This is a genomic window from Xanthomonas sp. NCPPB 1062, from assembly GCF_041481705.2.
Taxonomy (GTDB): Bacteria; Pseudomonadota; Gammaproteobacteria; order Xanthomonadales; family Xanthomonadaceae; genus Xanthomonas; species Xanthomonas euvesicatoria.
In genome coordinates, this window is record NZ_CM192987.1 from 1,947,224 (window position 1) to 1,960,867 (window position 13,644).

Consider the following 13,644-nt stretch of genomic DNA (forward strand, 5'->3'; position numbering starts at 1 on the left):
GCGCGCGCTGGAGTGGCTGCTGCTCCCGTTCGGGTTGCTCGGCTGGCTGATTGCTTGGCCGTACCACCGGCTGCAAGACGCGGCATGGGCCGGGTTTGGCGAGGAGTTGATCAGAGCCAGGCGTAAAGATCGCGCAGTGCGTATCCCTCCACTGCGTGCCGTTGTCCGAGTTCCACTATCAAGCACGAGTCGCCGTTCAAAAGGTGACCATCCAGCTTCAGCTCTTTCAACGGAAGAGCAGTCTCGATGAAGAAGCCCATGCGATTGGCCGTTCCGAAAACCATCGGCGGCCGCCTGATCGAGTACTTGACCAGCTCTGCCTTGATTGCAGGTCCCCTGGCGACTGCAGCCTTCGGGTCCTCGAGTTCGATCACGAACAAGTACTTCCGGGTGATTTCCATGTCGCCCTCCTTGCGGGCAGTCGTTGGAGCCGTGGGGGCACCAGCGTACCGCGGTGAGGGCGACGCCATTTTGATGCGTTCCGGCTGAGGCCGGTGCTGTTCCAGAGCAGTTGTTCTCCATGGCCGTGATGTTGCCGGCCGCCGTCACTTCAAACCACGTTTTCGGATCACCTCTATGAACATTGCCGACGCTGCGTATCACACCGTTCACGATTACCCCGGCGGCGCTGGTGCGCTCGTGAAGCGAATGGCTCCTCGCCAGAATCAAAGGGGCGAGCTCGTCGAGATGTCGGAAGCCGTGCTCAACAGCAAGGTCAACCCGAACACACGCACCCACATTTACGGGCTGCTCGAAGCAAGCGAAATCATGGGCCTGACGGGCGACTTCCGTGTGCTGCACTCGTTGGCGGCGGAACACGGATTCGGCCTGGTGCTGCTCGAACCAGGTGAAGCGGGTGGATTGATGGACAGCTTTCTGGCCGCCAGCGGCGCGAAGGGTGCGCTCGCAATGCTGCTTTCGGAAGTATTGGCCGACCACAAGGTTAGCCCCAATGAAGCCGATCAAGTTGATCAGCTTTGCTTGAAGGCCCAAGCGTTTCTCGTGCAGTTGAGCGCTCGTGCACGCGCAGCGGCCCAGGCGGGAGCGCACTGATGTCCTGGGGATCGAAGCATCCGCTGGTGCTGAAGTCGCTGCAGGCGACACCGGACGGTCTGAAAGGTCCTTCGCTGGACAAGGCAGCGCGTGCCCGCTCAATGGCCGACTCCACGCAACTCATGAGGGAAACCGCAGGTTTCACACGCCGGGCAACCACGAACCCGCACCTGCGCGCTCTGCTCACCGCACGCATCAAGGCGCTCGACAAGCGAGTTGCCCATTGGGAAGCGGTCGCCGAGGAAGCGGAGAAGGAAGCGGCGCAGGCAGCAGCGCAGGGCGGTGAGCAGTGAGCATGGCTGCCCAAATGCGTTTGCTTCGCGATGAGAGCTGCAGCCCGGCTGAGATCGCGGCCGCGCTCAATCTGCCAGTGAAGAGGGTGCAGAATTTCCTATGGTCCGATTCCCAGCCGAAGTTCCACATCCGCCGGAAGCGGAACGGAGCAATTGCACGCGCGTTTCGTAGCTGGCGCGGCCAGTCCCTTGGCGGCGTGGTGATCAGCCTATGAGCGTCGAGGCCATCACCTGGGCGCTGAAGCAGCCCATGGACAAGTCGTCCGCCAAGTTCGTTCTGGTGGTGCTGGCCAACTGCGCCGGCGGCGACAACTGGGAGGCTTACCCGTCCGTCGCATACCTCGCCGAGGCAACAGGTCAGGACCGCAAGACGGTGCTGACGAACATGGCGCGCCTGGTGGCGGCTGGCCTCATTCGCGACACCGGCCACCGCCGCGGCACCACCAGCCAGGTGATCGTCTACCGCCTCAACCCACCGAGTGCTGCCGCTCAGCCGGCCGATGCATCGGTGCCTTCTTCGCCCGTGGAACATCAAATCGAACAGTCCCAAAAACGGGACCGTTATTGCGTGGAACATTTTGGCGAAGAACAGTCCCGAAATTGGGACTCTTTCGAAGAGGTAACAGTCCCGGTTTTCCCTGCAAACAGTCCCGTTTTTCCGCCGGAACAGTCCCAAAAACGGGACACGGAACCGTCATATAACCATCAGGGAACCAATACACCACACACCAATGGCGCTGACGCTGCGCATGGTGTGTGTGGAACACCGGCAGGTTCCATCGCAGCAGCGTTGAATCGCGGCGCCCTGGCGCTGAACCGCCCCGGCCTGCGCATCACCAGCCAGAACCCCGACCTGATCGCCGCAGCAGGCGAGGGCGTCACCGCCCAGCACCTGCTTGAACTGTCCGACGTGTACCCGGACAAGCCAGCCGCCTACCTGATCGCCACGGCCCGCCGTCAGCGCGCCACGGGCGCAAACCCCATCACCTCCGGAGCATCCGCCCATGCAATCCCTCGCGAAAGCGCTGCCGAGCGCACCCAACGCTTTGCCCGCGAAGCCGTCCAACGCGTCGCCGCCGGCCACGCCGCCGCCGATTTCGATCACATCGATCGCCACGGTGTGGACGCGCATGGCTGAGATCTACGGCACGCGCTGGACCAGCGGCTTTGGCGCGGATCCCTCGACCGGCGCGGGCAGCACTTGGGCGAAGGGCTTGGCCGGCGTCACGGCGCAGCAGCTCGGCGCAGGCCTGACGGCATGCATCGCCGCGGCGGACCCGTGGCCGCCCACGCTGCCGGAGTTCCGCGCGCGCTGTCTGGGCGTGCCGAGCCTGGCACAGGTGTCGAACGAGCTGCGCGGGGGCGGTGAGCGCAGTGGCTTCACCGTGCTGGTGGGGCTGAAGTTGGACGGCTATCGCTACCGCGGCGCCAGCGCCAGCGATGCCGATCGCATGGTGCGCGAGGCGTACGAACTGGCGCGCGAGCACGTCATGCGCGGCGGTGAGGTCCCGGAGCCTGCCACCACGGCGCTGCCGCCGCCGGCGAAGGCGCCGGAAGTTGCAGACCGCGAATCGGCCCGCGCCGCGCTTGCGCGGGCAGCTATGGAGCTGGGCGAAGCCACGGCGGTGCCGGCATGAAGAACTATCCGGGCCGCGTGCGGGAGTGGTTGAAGGCGCACCCGGGTGCGCATACGCCGCAGGTGATCCTGGACGGCATGGGCATCGCCGCCGGCGCCAAGCCACGGCGCCCGTACTACAGCGCGATGAAGGACAACACGGATGCTGGCTACCTGCAGCGCACCGGCCGTGGCCGCCGCACGGCGTACGCATTCGTGAGCGAGCCGCCGGCGCGCAACACCGGCCCGAGCCAGTCCAGGGTGGAGAAGCACCGCGCCTACATGCGGCAGCGTCATATCAACAATGGCGGGCGGACGATGGCGGAGCGGCGGGAAGACGATGCGCTCCGCAAGGCGTTGCGTCTGGACCGGATCGCGGCGCAGAAGGCAGAGCGCGCAAAGATCCGCGAGCGCCGGAAAGCGCAGCGCGTGCGAGCGCGACCAGCGCCGAAGCCGCGGCCGAAGGTGTCGCCGGCTGGTTACACCGTGATCGCGACGCGCCTGGCCGCCGCGAAGCCGGTTTCCGCGCTGCCGCCGCGCCCTCGCGCCCAGACCGTCGACGAGTTCCTGCGTTCTGGCGGCCGGGTGATTCGCTTGCCGGGCATCGAGCAGTACGTCCCCGATCGGAGCCGCGCGTGATTTCCCTGACGCTCCCGTGGCCGAGCAAGGATCTCTCGCCGAACGCGCGTGTGCACTGGTCCCGCAAGGCGAAGGCGACGAAGAGCGCGCGCCAGCACGCAGTACTCGCCGCGCTACAGGCTGGCTGGAAGGGCATGCAGTTGCCGGCAGGCCGTCTGCACCTGTGGATCGACTTCTACCCGCCGACGAGGCAGATGCCGGACGACGACAACATGCTCGGCCGCTGCAAGGCGTATCGGGATGGCCTGGCCCAGGTGCTGGGCATCGACGACCAGCGCTTCATTTCCCACCCGCTGGTGCGCGCAGAGCCGCGCAAGGGCGGCGAGGTGGTTTTCATCATCACCGGCGCGAGCCAGGACGTGCACCCATGAGCCAACTCACCATTGCCGGCGATGCGCCGGCGATCACCAGCCGCGAGATCGCCGAGCTCGTCGAAAAGCGCCACGACAACGTCAAGCGGACCATCGAAACCCTGGTTCAGCAGGGCGTGATTGCTTCTCCTCAAATTGAGGAAAAGCCCACTGCCGGCCGTCCCGCCGCCGATTTCGTATTCACCGGTGAGCAGGGCAAGCGCGACAGCATCGTGGTCGTCGCGCAGCTGTCGCCGGAGTTCACTGCGCGCCTGGTCGACCGCTGGCAGGAGCTGGAGCGCCGCGTCGCCGCGCCGGCCGACCCGCTGGCGCTGCTGTCGGACCCGGCCGCGCTGCGCGGGCTGCTGGCCAGCTACGCCGGCCGCGTCGAGGAGCTGACGCCCAAAGCTGACGCGCTGGACCGGATCGCGACCGCGCGCGGATCGGTGCCGCTACGCGAGGCGGCCAAGGCGCTGCAGATCCCCGAGCGTGAGTTCCTGTCGCTGCTAGAGCAGAAGCACTGGATCTATCGCCATCCGCTGGCCTCGACCTGGCTGGCCTACGCCAGCCGGCTGCACAGCGGCTGCCTGGAGCACAAGGTCACCACTGGCGCCAAGCCGGACGGCAGCGAGTGGGTGCGCACGCAGGTACGCGTCACCGCTAAGGGCCTCACCAACTTGGCCAAGGCGCTCAGCGCGCCGGCCGCGCTTTCCACCGTTACGCACCACTGAGGCCCCGATGAGCGAAGACCTGATCTCCAACCAGCCCGCGCCGCAGCCGCGCCGCATGAAGCAGCCGACCAAGGACGTGCTCCGCGCCAACCTGGGCAGCAATCTGCAGAAGCTGATCGAGGTCAGCAGCGAGAACGCGCGGTTCCGCGCGAGCTGGTGCTGGCCGCTGTACGTCTGGACGCAGCGCGTGCGCACCGCGTTCGGCCGCGGCGGGAACGGACAGGCATGAGCGCGCCGGCCAAGCGCTCGGCCTGGGCGCGCAGCCAAGCCAGCCAGATCCGTGCGCGGCTCGACGGCATCCACAGCAAGCCGGCCATTGGCGAGCGCGAGCGCAGGAGCAAAAGCGCGGCGATCCAGGCCAATGAGTACCAGGCCCGCAAGTTCGAACGCATCGCGGCAGCAGCAGAGAAGAGGGGGAATTGATGGACACGAAAACCAACGCAGCCGACCCGCGCGCCACGCGCCACGAGTTCGAGTCGCTGGACGACGCGACGCACTGGCTGCTGCTGCAGGGCGCCCGGTGGGCAAACGTGCACGTCGACGGCCAGGTGTGGTGCTTGGGCCGGGACGGCAGCGCAGAGCCGGTGCAGGGGAGGGCCTGACATGGCCGAGTTCGACAGCTTCACCGAGGCGACGCGCTCCGACCTAGAATGGTGGGGCTTTGAGTTCGCGCTGCACCGCGGCTTCGACTATCTGGGCCTGGCCAGCAAGAACATGCTGCAGGTGCTGATCGAGCACCGCGGCGAGATGCCGCCGCCGAACGTGGGGTTCAAGCCGCTGGAGGTGGACGCCCGCGCCCAGCGCGTGGAGGACGTGATTGGCGGCATCGCCCGGCAGGACGTGGTGATGGCCTGCGTGCTGCGCGGCTACTACTGCGGGCGCGGCCGCAAGAACTTCGAGCGCATGGAGACGGCGAACAACCTGATCGCCAACGCCGGGCACGCGCCGCTGCGCCAGGGCGCCTACCTGACCCTGCGCGCGGCCGGGTTCGAGCTGGTCGGCCGGCGCCTGCGCCCGAACGCTGTGCGCCCGCTGCTGCAGGTGGTCGCATGACGAACTTCGCCGACGTAGGGGCATGGCTGCACGGCGCAGACATGGGGGAGCTGATTCAGGCCAAAGAGGCGCTGGACAGAGCTCTCCAGGTAAAGAAAGACGAGGATCGGATCCCGGCGCTTCGTGTCGAGGCTTGCGGCCTGATCGTCGCCTATTTCCGCCATGGTGAGGAAGCGAAAGCGCTGGAGTATCTGCTCCAGCACCACGAGGAGATCGCCGGCGAAGCGATATGCATCCGCCCGGTGCGGCTCCTGCAGTCGGAAGCAGAGGCGGATCTAGCCCTGAGGTGGTGGTGATGCGCCACAGCACCGGCACGCCGACAGCCGAGGAGGTGGTGCGGTTCGAGCTGTCGAAGGAAGGGCCGTGCATGGCGTGCGTGGTCCGCATGGCAGCCGGCCTGCTGCCGCAGCAGCTGGTGGTGGTGGGCTGCGACTACAACCACTGCAAGAGCGGCAACCGCCGGCGCGGTCACCTGTTCGGCTACGCGCTGTGCGTGTGGCACCACCGTGCGCACCCGATGCCCAGGCAGACGACCAGCAGCACCCGCGATCGCTACGGCCCATCGCTGATGGACGGGAGCGCGCTGTTCCACGAGACCTACGGCAGCGACGACGAGCTGATCGCGCTGCAGACCGAATGGATTGAACGACAACTGGTGATGGCATGAAGCGCGCGCTGAAGCGGTGGTGGGTGTACCTGGCGGCGGTGCCGCTGGCGGACGGGAAGAGCGCGTTCCGCCTCGGCCGGGCTGTAGACCTGGCGGCCACGCTGAAGCAGGTGCAGGAAGCATGTCCATCGCGCATCGCAAAGGTCTGGACCATGCCCACCTGCAGCGAACGTGCGGCGCACGCGGCTGTTGCCGGCATGGCGTCCGCGCTCGGCGAGTACTGGCAGCACGGATCATGGCTGCACATGCGCACGGATCAGGAGGCCGACAAGGGCGCAATGCGCAGCGCGATGGAGGCTGCCGGCGCGCATGCGGACTGGCCCGACGGAGCCGGCGGTAAGCACTGGCGCGAGTTTCGAATGGACGGATGAAAAATATGCTTGACACCCAGGGGTCTTTATCCAAAATAAGCGCATTGGTGAGAAAAGCCCCTGCAGAGATGCCGGGGCTTTTTTGCATCTCAACGAAGGGCTGCGGCTATCAGTTGCTCTCGGGCGTCTTCAGCCTCTGAGGCAGATTCATAAAATAGCTTTGTGCCGTCGCCTTCGCCTTGGATATAGACCACAAAGGTACTTTTCCCCGTCATCGGTGAAGAGCTAACTGCACTGATTGAGGTCACGAAACGCGGGTTGATGAAAAGCCCCTGGTGACCATATTCGTGTTGGCTCATTAATCTCTCCCTTGAGCGCGGTTGCGCTCCAAGGAGTCTACAACGCGGCCTCCGAGAATTTGGGGGCGGTTGGCATGCTTCGCTACGTTTTACGAGTCGGTAATCACAGTGGGTGTGAATCCAGGCGATCGGCTAGCCGAGAGGCTTCCCGCTGGAGTCGCATAGAAGGGGCGCTCCGTGACGGCGGCGCCTCAGCGACGCATCCGCTGTGCCGGCTCAACAATCACGCAGGTTGGGTTGGCGGATGCCGGCCGCCGAAGGGCTGGAGACGGCCGCCTGCAAATTCTCGAGCCCCGCCATCTGGTGGGGCTTTCGCGTTTCTGGAGCATCGAATGCAGCTTACCGCCCAACAATTGAAGCAGGCGGTGGGTTGCTCCGACCAGACTGCGGAGCGCTGGATCGAGCCGATCAGCGAGGCGTGCCGCCTGTATGGCATCAGCACGCCGCGCCGCATGGCCGCGTTTTTGGCGCAGGTTGGCCACGAGTCCGCAGGCCTGGCCGCAGTGGTGGAAGGGCTGAACTACAGCCTGGGAAACCTGACGGCCGTGTGCAAGCGCGCGGCGCCGGGAAGCCGCTGGCGCTCACTGCTGCCACGGGTAAAGGAGCTGGCTCGCAACTCGGTTGGCTTGGGGAATGCGGCGTATGCGAACCGCCTGGGCAATGGCGACGAAGCGAGCGGCGACGGTTATCGATTCCGCGGCCGCGGTCCGATCCAGAACACCGGTCGAGCCAACTGCGCCGGCATGCGCGACACGCTGCGCGCCAAGGGCGTGCGGGACGTGCCGGACTTCGAGAAGCAGCCGGAGGCGCTGGAGCAGCCCAAGTGGGGCGCACTGGCTGCCGCCGCGTTCTGGGACTCCCGCAACCTCAACCCGCTGGCCGATGCTGGCCGCTTCGACGACATCACCGAGCGCGTCAACGGTGGGCAGAACGGCGCCGCCGATCGGCGCGCGCGCTACGCGAAAGCGCTGAAGGCGCTCGGAGCATGATAGTGCCGGACCTCGACGACGCCACCCTGCTGGCTGCGGAGCGTCAATCGCTCGATGAGGCAGTGGTGCTGCTGCAGGAGTGCTGGGGGCGAACGTCGCGCCCGCGCCGCGATGCACGCAACGTCCTGCGGCTCGGCTACGGCCGTGCCATCGAGACGCGCGAACAGAGCGAACGGGTGGCCACGCTGGAGCTGACCGAGGACGTCATGGAAGCGCAGGAGACGCTGCGCGGCCGCTTCTTCGAACTGCTGGCGGTGCACCCCGAGATGCGCCGCTCGCTGCCGTACATCATCGCGATCGCCGACATCATCGGCGCCGAGCTGGTGCGCGACGCCACGGACCTGTGGGCTGCGGCGCGGCGCGGCGACTGGCTGGAGTTCGGATCGGTCATCCAGGAATTCCGCTGGGAGCTTTTCAGCGACGCGACCGAGCGCGATAAGCGCGCGGTGTCGCGGCTGGTGATGCGCCTCGCGATGGGCGCAGCGAGCCTGCCCGCATGACATTCAGTACGCGCAACACCGGTGCGGCGCGTTTCGGCTTGGCGCTGATCACCTTTGCGCTGTTCGGCGCCAGCATGTTCCTGCTGACGACCGAGGCAATCCCGGATCAGAACAGGGATGCGTTCCAAATGCTGCTTGGTGCCCTGATTCTGCTGATGGGCTCGATCGGGCAGTACTACTTCACCAACAAAGGGCGAGGCCCCGGCAGCTGATGGCTGACCGATGGGATCGTGGATTACCGGAGCGGCCAAGCATGCCCACACAACTGAAAATCGCTATCGCCGTCGGGCTGCTGGCTATCAGCTTCTGGGCCGGCTGGAGCTGGCGCGGCGACCGTGCCGAGACGGCAGTCGCCACCGGTGAGGCGGCAACTGGTAAGCAGGCCTTACAGGTTGAGCAGGCCGCGCGCGCCACCGAACACAAACAGGCCGAGGTGCTGGCCGACATTGGAGCCAAGCATGAAGAAGACCGGCAGGCGGCCCAGGCCGTCCCTGATGCTGTTGTGGCTGACCTGCGCAACGGTGCTCTCAAGCTGCGGGACGGTTGGGCCAGCTGTGAAACCCAGCGCCTCGCCGAAACTGCCGCCGGCACCCGCGAACGTGATGCGGCAACCCAGCGCCGAGAAGAGTTTGCAGGCGCTGTTGTTCGAGTCGGCCGTGACGCCGATGACCAGCTCAGTGCCTGCCAAGCCGTAGTGCTGGCCGACCGAATCCAGGTGGATCAATGAGCGAGCAAATTCAAATCACCCTGCTGGGTAGCCTGCCCGACGGTAAGGTCTTGTTCGAGATCGACCGGCATCTGTCACGCGAAGAGTACGAGATTCTGAGGGAAAGCCTGCAGCGTGGTTTAGATAGCCCGGCGACTGCCGTCGTGCTACCGCCTGGTGTGCGAATGGCCACCAATCCGGCACAGCTGGATCGCATCGAGCAGAAGCTGGATGCGCTGCTCGATGCGCTGGCCGACGATGTGGAGGAGGCGGAAGAGCCTGCCCGCACGCTCGATGGCGAGCTGTCTGGCGGCGAGCGTGACCAATCCATGAGCCTCGACTGATGCCTGGCTTTCCGTCGCGGCATAAGCCGCTGCAGCAGGTCGCGCCGGTCCACGTGGCCCAGGCGCAGCCCGAGAACTACGGGCAAGGACGCGGTGGCCGCCCGTGGCGCCGCAAGCGCGACGCGATCATGAAGCGCGACCAATACCTCTGCGTCCCATGCCGCGCTGCTGGCCGCGTCACGGCTGCCGAGGAGGTCGACCACATCGTCCCCCAAGCAGAAGGCGGCACGGGCGCAGACAACAACCTGCAGGCGATCTGCGTTGACTGCCACATCGCCAAGACCAAGGCCGAAGCGGCGCGCGGCGCGAACCGTTCGCATCCGCGACGCGGCCGACCGCGTGAAACTGAATTCTGAACGCGAAGCTGAATGGATATGTTGAAGAAAAGCTTGAACGCCGTTCATGAACGTGAAACTGAACGGAATGCAGCGACACCCGGGGGGGAAGGGAAAAACCTCAAGGCAACCAGATCGGACACCGGCCGCTCAGCCAAATTTTCGCACGGTCAAAATTAGGATTTGAAAAATGAGAGGACGGAAGCCGACAGCTCCGGCCCTCAAGGTGATCGCCGGGACGGCCCGGCCGGACCGCGAGGTGCCGGACGTTCCCGAGTTCGACCTGATCGATGATTTTCCCGACGCGCCTCAGCATCTGAACGCCGATGGCGCCGCCATGTGGCGTGATCTCGGCCCGCAGTTGGTCGCGGCGAAGGTGCTGCAGGTAGTCGACCTCTACGCACTCCAGCAACTCTGCTACGCCTGGCAACGCATGGTGATGAAGCAGAAGGCGGGGATGGACATAACGGCCGCCGAGGACACAGCGTTCAAGGCGCTGATGTCCGAGTTCGGCATGACTCCCGCCAGCAGGCGCAAGGTGAGTTCGGGTGGCGACAGCAAGAAGCCCGGCAACAAGTTCGCCGCGCTCGCCGCGCCGAGCAAGTAAGCCGGCTGCCAAGAAGGCGCCAGCGAAGAAGCAGGGCGGGGCCGCGCCCCGCGCCCGCAAGCTGGATCCTTCCGACTATGTCGGCGTGGCCATTGCGTACGCGCAGGAAGCGATCGCCGACAAGAAGGGGCTGCGGTTCGGCAAGTTGATCCGGCAGGCCGCGAAGCGGTTTATCGATGACTTGGCACGCGCGAAGAAGCGCGGCGCACCCTTCCGGTTCTCGCCGGAGCATGCATGCCATGCATGCGGGTTCATTGAGCTGCTGCCACACGTCGAAGGCAAGTGGGAGACGCCAGAGATCCGGATGCACCGATCGCACGTGTTCTTCGTCGTGCAGCTGTTCGGGTTCCGAAAGCCTGACGGATCCAGGCGCTTCACGTCCGCGCTGTTCGCGGTGGCGCGCAAGAATGCGAAATCGACGCTGGCGTCGGCAATCCTGCTGTACTGCCAGTGCTGCGAGAACGAGGAGGGCGCGCAGGTCATCTCGGCGGCAACGACATTCCCGCAGGCGTCAATCATCTTCAACGTCGCCAAGCGGATGGTGGAGAAAACGCACGACCTGCGCGAGGCCTATGGTCTGGAGACCTGGGCGAAGTCGATCACGCGGATGGAGATCGGCGCGAGCTTTAAGCCAATCCACGCGAAGGCCAGCACGCAAGACGGGCTCAACCCGTCGCATGTCGGTCTGGATGAGATCCACGCGCATAAGACGCCGGACCTGCTCAACGTGCTGCAGTCGGCTGCCGGCGCGCGGCAAAACCCGCTCTGGCTCTTCACCACCACCGAGGGCTACACCAACCCCGGGCCCTGGGCGGAGATCCGGCAGTTCGTGAAGCAGCTGCTGGCCGGCGTGTTCGGACACGAGGCCGACCACTACCTCGCGCTGTTCTTCGCGATCGACGAGGAGGACAAGGCAACAGGCGCTAAGGCAGACGACACGTTCGACGAGTCGAAGTGGATCAAAGCGAATCCGCTGATCGACTCCAATCCGCACCTGTTGGCAGCCATCCGCAAAGAGGCGGTAGAAGCCAAGCGGATGCCGTCGAAGCTGGCCGAGTTCGAGATCAAGCGCGTCAACCGGCCAGCGGCTTCGGCCAACAGCTGGGTGGCGCTGCCGAAGTGGAACGCGTGTGCTGGCGTTGTGGACTTGGAGGCCTTGCGGGATGTGCCGTGTTGGGGCGGGCTCGACTTGGCGAGTACGCGAGATCTGACGTCCCTGCGGCTGGTGTGGCGGGTGGGCGATCAGCTCTATACCTGGGGTAGACGCTGGGTTCCTGCTGCTGCGGTTGCGCAGCGCACTGAGCGCGGCACGGTGCCATATGCGGGCTGGGTCGCGAGCGGGCTCATGGAGCAGACCGACGGAGAGGTGACCGACTACGCCACGATTGAGCAGGCGGTGCTGGAGGTGGTGGAACGGTTCAATGTGCAGTCGATCGCGTTCGATAGATGGAATGCGACAGAGATGGTCAGCCGTCTGGTGGCTGCAGAGGTGCCGCTTGTGGAATTCATTCAGGGCACGAAGTCTTATCACCCGGCCATGCAGGAGCTAGAGCGCGCATACATCGGCGGGCGTCTGGTGCACGACGGCGACCCAGTGCTCACCTGGTGCGCCTCGAACCTCGTAGCGCGTACCGATCAGAACTTGAATATGGCGCCGGATAAGAAGCGCTCGGCAGAGAAGATCGATGACATGACAGCTCTGCTGATGGCAGTAGGTCTGGCGTTCGCCAGTGAAGGTAACGAAGAGGTCGATTTCAATAACTGGCTAAGCAACCCGGTGAGGACTGGAACGCGATGAAGAACCAACCGAAGACCGGCGTGATGCGGCGGATTGCTGCAGCTGTCGACGGCTGGGTGCGTTCGTTTTCGCCCAAGGACAAGGAGCTCTATGTCGCCCGGCAGACGGAATCAGAGACAGGTGCAGAGGTAACCCCCAAGACAGTTTTGCAGGTGGATGCAGCCTGGTCCTGTGTCCGACTGATCTCCGAAACAATCGCAACGCTCCCGCTATCGATGTTCGAACGAACATCGGGCGGTAAACGCGTTGCTGGCCAACACCCTCTCCACTTCGTCATCCATGAGCAGCCAAACGCAGATTCGACGGCCTCTGTTTTCTGGGAGGCGATGGTGGCCGCCATGTTGCTGCGCGGCGCTGCGCATGCCGAGAAGCTCTACGCCGGCACTCGCCTGATCGGCCTGTCGTTCCTGGACCCCGACAAGCTGGTGGTGAACCGCGACATCCAGGGCCGCAAGATCTTTGTGTATCCGCGGCCTGACGGGTCTCGCCGCGTTATCCCGCGCGAGCGCATCTGGATCATTCCCGGCTTCACGCTCGACGGCCTGAACGAGGTCTCGGTGATCAGCTATGGCGCCAAGGTGTTCGGCGCGGCAATCGCCGCTGACAGGGCCGCAGCCCGCACCTTCAAGAATGGCCTGCTGCAAACCGTCTACTACAAGGTCGCCACTTTCCTGAAGCCGGACCAGCGCGACGAGTTCAAGAAAAACCTGATGGGCACGATCGAGCGAGGCGAAACACCGCTGCTAGAGGGAGGCACCGAGGCGGGGAGTCTGGGGATCAAGCCGAGCGACGCCCAGCTGTTGGAGTCGCGGGCGTTCTCGGTGGAATCGATCTGCCGCTGGTTCCGTGTTCCGCCATGGATGGTCGGCCACACCGAGAAGAGCACGAGCTGGGGCAGTGGCATCGAGCAGCAGATGATCGGCTTCCTCACCTTCACGCTTGGTCCTTGGCTCCGCCGTATCGAACAGGCCATCAGCAAGGATCTGCTGAGCGCCGGCGAGCGCACGCGCTATTACGCGAAATTCGCGGTCGAAGGCCTTCTGCGCGCGGACAGCGCCGGCCGTGCTGCCTTCTACGCCGCCATGGTGAACAACGGCATCCTGACCCGCGACGAGGTGCGCGAGTTAGAGGACCGGGAGCCGATGGGCGGCAATGCTGCGGTTCTGACCGTGCAATCGGCCATGTTGCCGCTCGACGCGCTGGGACAGAACGATCAGCAGGCGCAGCAGGTCCGCGCCTCGCTCCGCGCCCTACTGGGCATTGAAGAACCCGCCACCGCGCGGGACTGAGGAAC

25 protein-coding genes are annotated in these 13,644 nt (G+C 65.2%); 23 read left to right on the top strand and 2 right to left on the bottom strand.

Annotated elements, in window-relative coordinates; translation table 11 throughout:
• Positions 1-110 precede the first annotated feature (110 nt).
• A complete protein-coding gene (locus tag ACCQ16_RS08650) occupies positions 111-401 on the bottom strand; it encodes a hypothetical protein (RefSeq protein WP_372380275.1) in 291 nt (96 codons plus the stop codon).
• A 175-nt stretch (positions 402-576) separates the two neighbouring features.
• On the opposite strand from ACCQ16_RS08650, the gene ACCQ16_RS08655 reads away from it, so the two are divergent.
• From ACCQ16_RS08655 to ACCQ16_RS08720, 14 genes are all read left to right on the top strand, one after another.
• Positions 577-1,053 (top strand): phage regulatory CII family protein, encoded by a 477-nt coding sequence (locus ACCQ16_RS08655; RefSeq protein WP_372380276.1) that lies wholly within the window; start codon positions 577-579, stop codon positions 1,051-1,053.
• Positions 1,053-1,346 (top strand): hypothetical protein, encoded by a 294-nt coding sequence (locus ACCQ16_RS08660; RefSeq protein ID WP_372380277.1) that lies wholly within the window; start codon positions 1,053-1,055, stop codon positions 1,344-1,346. The genes ACCQ16_RS08655 and ACCQ16_RS08660 overlap by 1 nt, the downstream gene beginning before the upstream one ends.
• A gap of 211 nt (positions 1,347-1,557) precedes the next feature.
• Positions 1,558-2,484 (top strand): helix-turn-helix domain-containing protein, encoded by a 927-nt coding sequence (locus tag ACCQ16_RS08665; RefSeq protein ID WP_372380278.1) that lies wholly within the window; start codon positions 1,558-1,560, stop codon positions 2,482-2,484.
• Positions 2,477-2,983, top strand: a complete 507-nt coding sequence (locus tag ACCQ16_RS08670) for a hypothetical protein (protein ID WP_372380279.1) — start codon at positions 2,477-2,479, stop codon at positions 2,981-2,983. The genes ACCQ16_RS08665 and ACCQ16_RS08670 overlap by 8 nt, the downstream gene beginning before the upstream one ends.
• Entirely contained in the window at positions 2,980-3,600 is a 621-nt protein-coding gene (locus ACCQ16_RS08675) for a hypothetical protein (RefSeq protein ID WP_372380280.1), read from the top strand. Before ACCQ16_RS08670 ends, ACCQ16_RS08675 begins: the two co-directional genes overlap by 4 nt.
• Positions 3,597-3,971, top strand: a complete 375-nt coding sequence (locus tag ACCQ16_RS08680) for a RusA family crossover junction endodeoxyribonuclease (RefSeq protein WP_372380281.1) — start codon at positions 3,597-3,599, stop codon at positions 3,969-3,971. Before ACCQ16_RS08675 ends, ACCQ16_RS08680 begins: the two co-directional genes overlap by 4 nt.
• Positions 3,968-4,681, top strand: coding sequence for a phage antirepressor KilAC domain-containing protein (locus tag ACCQ16_RS08685; protein WP_372380282.1), 714 nt, complete (start codon positions 3,968-3,970; stop codon positions 4,679-4,681). Before ACCQ16_RS08680 ends, ACCQ16_RS08685 begins: the two co-directional genes overlap by 4 nt.
• Positions 4,682-4,688: 7 nt before the next feature.
• The gene (locus tag ACCQ16_RS08690; protein WP_372380283.1) at positions 4,689-4,910 is read left to right on the top strand and encodes a hypothetical protein; all 222 of its coding nucleotides are present in this window, start codon (positions 4,689-4,691) and stop codon (positions 4,908-4,910) included.
• Positions 4,907-5,104: a hypothetical protein gene (locus ACCQ16_RS08695; protein ID WP_372380284.1), complete on the top strand. Its 198-nt coding sequence runs from the start codon at positions 4,907-4,909 to the stop codon at positions 5,102-5,104. Before ACCQ16_RS08690 ends, ACCQ16_RS08695 begins: the two co-directional genes overlap by 4 nt.
• Positions 5,104-5,283 (top strand): hypothetical protein, encoded by a 180-nt coding sequence (locus ACCQ16_RS08700; protein ID WP_372380285.1) that lies wholly within the window; start codon positions 5,104-5,106, stop codon positions 5,281-5,283. Before ACCQ16_RS08695 ends, ACCQ16_RS08700 begins: the two co-directional genes overlap by 1 nt.
• Before the next feature lies 1 nt (position 5,284).
• Entirely contained in the window at positions 5,285-5,734 is a 450-nt protein-coding gene (locus tag ACCQ16_RS08705) for a hypothetical protein (protein ID WP_372380286.1), read from the top strand.
• Positions 5,731-6,030, top strand: a complete 300-nt coding sequence (locus ACCQ16_RS08710) for a hypothetical protein (RefSeq protein WP_029828805.1) — start codon at positions 5,731-5,733, stop codon at positions 6,028-6,030. The genes ACCQ16_RS08705 and ACCQ16_RS08710 overlap by 4 nt, the downstream gene beginning before the upstream one ends.
• Complete coding sequence (locus tag ACCQ16_RS08715; RefSeq protein ID WP_372380350.1) at positions 6,030-6,401, top strand: Ref family recombination enhancement nuclease; 372 nt, start codon at positions 6,030-6,032, stop codon at positions 6,399-6,401. Before ACCQ16_RS08710 ends, ACCQ16_RS08715 begins: the two co-directional genes overlap by 1 nt.
• Positions 6,398-6,772: a hypothetical protein gene (locus ACCQ16_RS08720; protein WP_372380287.1), complete on the top strand. Its 375-nt coding sequence runs from the start codon at positions 6,398-6,400 to the stop codon at positions 6,770-6,772. The genes ACCQ16_RS08715 and ACCQ16_RS08720 overlap by 4 nt, the downstream gene beginning before the upstream one ends.
• An 89-nt stretch (positions 6,773-6,861) precedes the next feature.
• On the opposite strand, the gene ACCQ16_RS08725 is transcribed toward ACCQ16_RS08720, so the two are convergent.
• Positions 6,862-7,071, bottom strand: coding sequence for a hypothetical protein (locus ACCQ16_RS08725; RefSeq protein WP_372380288.1), 210 nt, complete (start codon positions 7,069-7,071; stop codon positions 6,862-6,864).
• Positions 7,072-7,403: 332 nt separating this feature from the next.
• Between ACCQ16_RS08725 and ACCQ16_RS08730 the strand changes: the two genes are divergently transcribed.
• The 9 genes from ACCQ16_RS08730 to ACCQ16_RS08770 all read left to right on the top strand — a co-directional run bounded on the left by ACCQ16_RS08730 (position 7,404) and on the right by ACCQ16_RS08770 (position 13,639).
• Positions 7,404-8,060, top strand: coding sequence for a glycoside hydrolase family 19 protein (locus ACCQ16_RS08730; protein WP_372380289.1), 657 nt, complete (start codon positions 7,404-7,406; stop codon positions 8,058-8,060).
• A gap of 2 nt (positions 8,061-8,062) precedes the next feature.
• Positions 8,063-8,560 (top strand): hypothetical protein, encoded by a 498-nt coding sequence (locus ACCQ16_RS08735; RefSeq protein WP_372380290.1) that lies wholly within the window; start codon positions 8,063-8,065, stop codon positions 8,558-8,560.
• Positions 8,557-8,772, top strand: a complete 216-nt coding sequence (locus ACCQ16_RS08740) for a hypothetical protein (protein ID WP_104576885.1) — start codon at positions 8,557-8,559, stop codon at positions 8,770-8,772. Before ACCQ16_RS08735 ends, ACCQ16_RS08740 begins: the two co-directional genes overlap by 4 nt.
• Before the next feature lie 41 nt (positions 8,773-8,813).
• Positions 8,814-9,287 carry a lysis system spanin subunit gene (locus tag ACCQ16_RS08745; RefSeq protein ID WP_372380291.1) on the top strand — a complete coding sequence of 158 codons (474 nt, stop codon included), beginning with the start codon at positions 8,814-8,816 and terminating at the stop codon, positions 9,285-9,287.
• Complete coding sequence (locus ACCQ16_RS08750) at positions 9,284-9,610, top strand: hypothetical protein (RefSeq protein ID WP_372380292.1); 327 nt, start codon at positions 9,284-9,286, stop codon at positions 9,608-9,610. Before ACCQ16_RS08745 ends, ACCQ16_RS08750 begins: the two co-directional genes overlap by 4 nt.
• Positions 9,610-9,966, top strand: a complete 357-nt coding sequence (locus ACCQ16_RS08755) for an HNH endonuclease (protein ID WP_372380293.1) — start codon at positions 9,610-9,612, stop codon at positions 9,964-9,966. Before ACCQ16_RS08750 ends, ACCQ16_RS08755 begins: the two co-directional genes overlap by 1 nt.
• A 169-nt stretch (positions 9,967-10,135) precedes the next feature.
• A complete protein-coding gene (locus ACCQ16_RS08760; RefSeq protein ID WP_184385321.1) occupies positions 10,136-10,552 on the top strand; it encodes a P27 family phage terminase small subunit in 417 nt (138 codons plus the stop codon).
• 85 nt (positions 10,553-10,637) lie between these two features.
• A complete protein-coding gene (locus tag ACCQ16_RS08765; protein ID WP_372380294.1) occupies positions 10,638-12,350 on the top strand; it encodes a terminase large subunit in 1,713 nt (570 codons plus the stop codon).
• Positions 12,347-13,639 carry a phage portal protein gene (locus ACCQ16_RS08770; protein WP_372380295.1) on the top strand — a complete coding sequence of 431 codons (1,293 nt, stop codon included), beginning with the start codon at positions 12,347-12,349 and terminating at the stop codon, positions 13,637-13,639. Before ACCQ16_RS08765 ends, ACCQ16_RS08770 begins: the two co-directional genes overlap by 4 nt.
• Positions 13,640-13,644: the final 5 nt, after the last annotated feature.

Bases quoted from the DNA above. Each gene is read 5' to 3' on its own strand.
- ACCQ16_RS08665 (WP_372380278.1), top strand. From the start codon at position 1,558: ATGAGCGTCGAGGCCATCACCTGGGCGCTGAAGCAGCCCATGGACAAG.
- ACCQ16_RS08730 (WP_372380289.1), top strand. From the start codon at position 7,404: ATGCAGCTTACCGCCCAACAATTGAAGCAGGCGGTGGGTTGCTCCGAC.
- ACCQ16_RS08660 (WP_372380277.1), top strand. From the start codon at position 1,053: ATGTCCTGGGGATCGAAGCATCCGCTGGTGCTGAAGTCGCTGCAGGCG.
- ACCQ16_RS08750 (WP_372380292.1), top strand. From the start codon at position 9,284: ATGAGCGAGCAAATTCAAATCACCCTGCTGGGTAGCCTGCCCGACGGT.
- ACCQ16_RS08725 (WP_372380288.1), bottom strand. From the start codon at position 7,071: ATGAGCCAACACGAATATGGTCACCAGGGGCTTTTCATCAACCCGCGT.
- ACCQ16_RS08670 (WP_372380279.1), top strand. From the start codon at position 2,477: ATGGCTGAGATCTACGGCACGCGCTGGACCAGCGGCTTTGGCGCGGAT.
- ACCQ16_RS08710 (WP_029828805.1), top strand. From the start codon at position 5,731: ATGACGAACTTCGCCGACGTAGGGGCATGGCTGCACGGCGCAGACATG.
- ACCQ16_RS08770 (WP_372380295.1), top strand. From the start codon at position 12,347: ATGAAGAACCAACCGAAGACCGGCGTGATGCGGCGGATTGCTGCAGCT.
- ACCQ16_RS08745 (WP_372380291.1), top strand. From the start codon at position 8,814: ATGCCCACACAACTGAAAATCGCTATCGCCGTCGGGCTGCTGGCTATC.
- ACCQ16_RS08760 (WP_184385321.1), top strand. From the start codon at position 10,136: ATGAGAGGACGGAAGCCGACAGCTCCGGCCCTCAAGGTGATCGCCGGG.
- ACCQ16_RS08755 (WP_372380293.1), top strand. From the start codon at position 9,610: ATGCCTGGCTTTCCGTCGCGGCATAAGCCGCTGCAGCAGGTCGCGCCG.
- ACCQ16_RS08715 (WP_372380350.1), top strand. From the start codon at position 6,030: ATGCGCCACAGCACCGGCACGCCGACAGCCGAGGAGGTGGTGCGGTTC.
- ACCQ16_RS08700 (WP_372380285.1), top strand. From the start codon at position 5,104: ATGGACACGAAAACCAACGCAGCCGACCCGCGCGCCACGCGCCACGAG.
- ACCQ16_RS08720 (WP_372380287.1), top strand. From the start codon at position 6,398: ATGAAGCGCGCGCTGAAGCGGTGGTGGGTGTACCTGGCGGCGGTGCCG.
- ACCQ16_RS08650 (WP_372380275.1), bottom strand. From the start codon at position 401: ATGGAAATCACCCGGAAGTACTTGTTCGTGATCGAACTCGAGGACCCG.
- ACCQ16_RS08740 (WP_104576885.1), top strand. From the start codon at position 8,557: ATGACATTCAGTACGCGCAACACCGGTGCGGCGCGTTTCGGCTTGGCG.
- ACCQ16_RS08685 (WP_372380282.1), top strand. From the start codon at position 3,968: ATGAGCCAACTCACCATTGCCGGCGATGCGCCGGCGATCACCAGCCGC.
- ACCQ16_RS08695 (WP_372380284.1), top strand. From the start codon at position 4,907: ATGAGCGCGCCGGCCAAGCGCTCGGCCTGGGCGCGCAGCCAAGCCAGC.
- ACCQ16_RS08690 (WP_372380283.1), top strand. From the start codon at position 4,689: ATGAGCGAAGACCTGATCTCCAACCAGCCCGCGCCGCAGCCGCGCCGC.
- ACCQ16_RS08675 (WP_372380280.1), top strand. From the start codon at position 2,980: ATGAAGAACTATCCGGGCCGCGTGCGGGAGTGGTTGAAGGCGCACCCG.
- ACCQ16_RS08655 (WP_372380276.1), top strand. From the start codon at position 577: ATGAACATTGCCGACGCTGCGTATCACACCGTTCACGATTACCCCGGC.
- ACCQ16_RS08705 (WP_372380286.1), top strand. From the start codon at position 5,285: ATGGCCGAGTTCGACAGCTTCACCGAGGCGACGCGCTCCGACCTAGAA.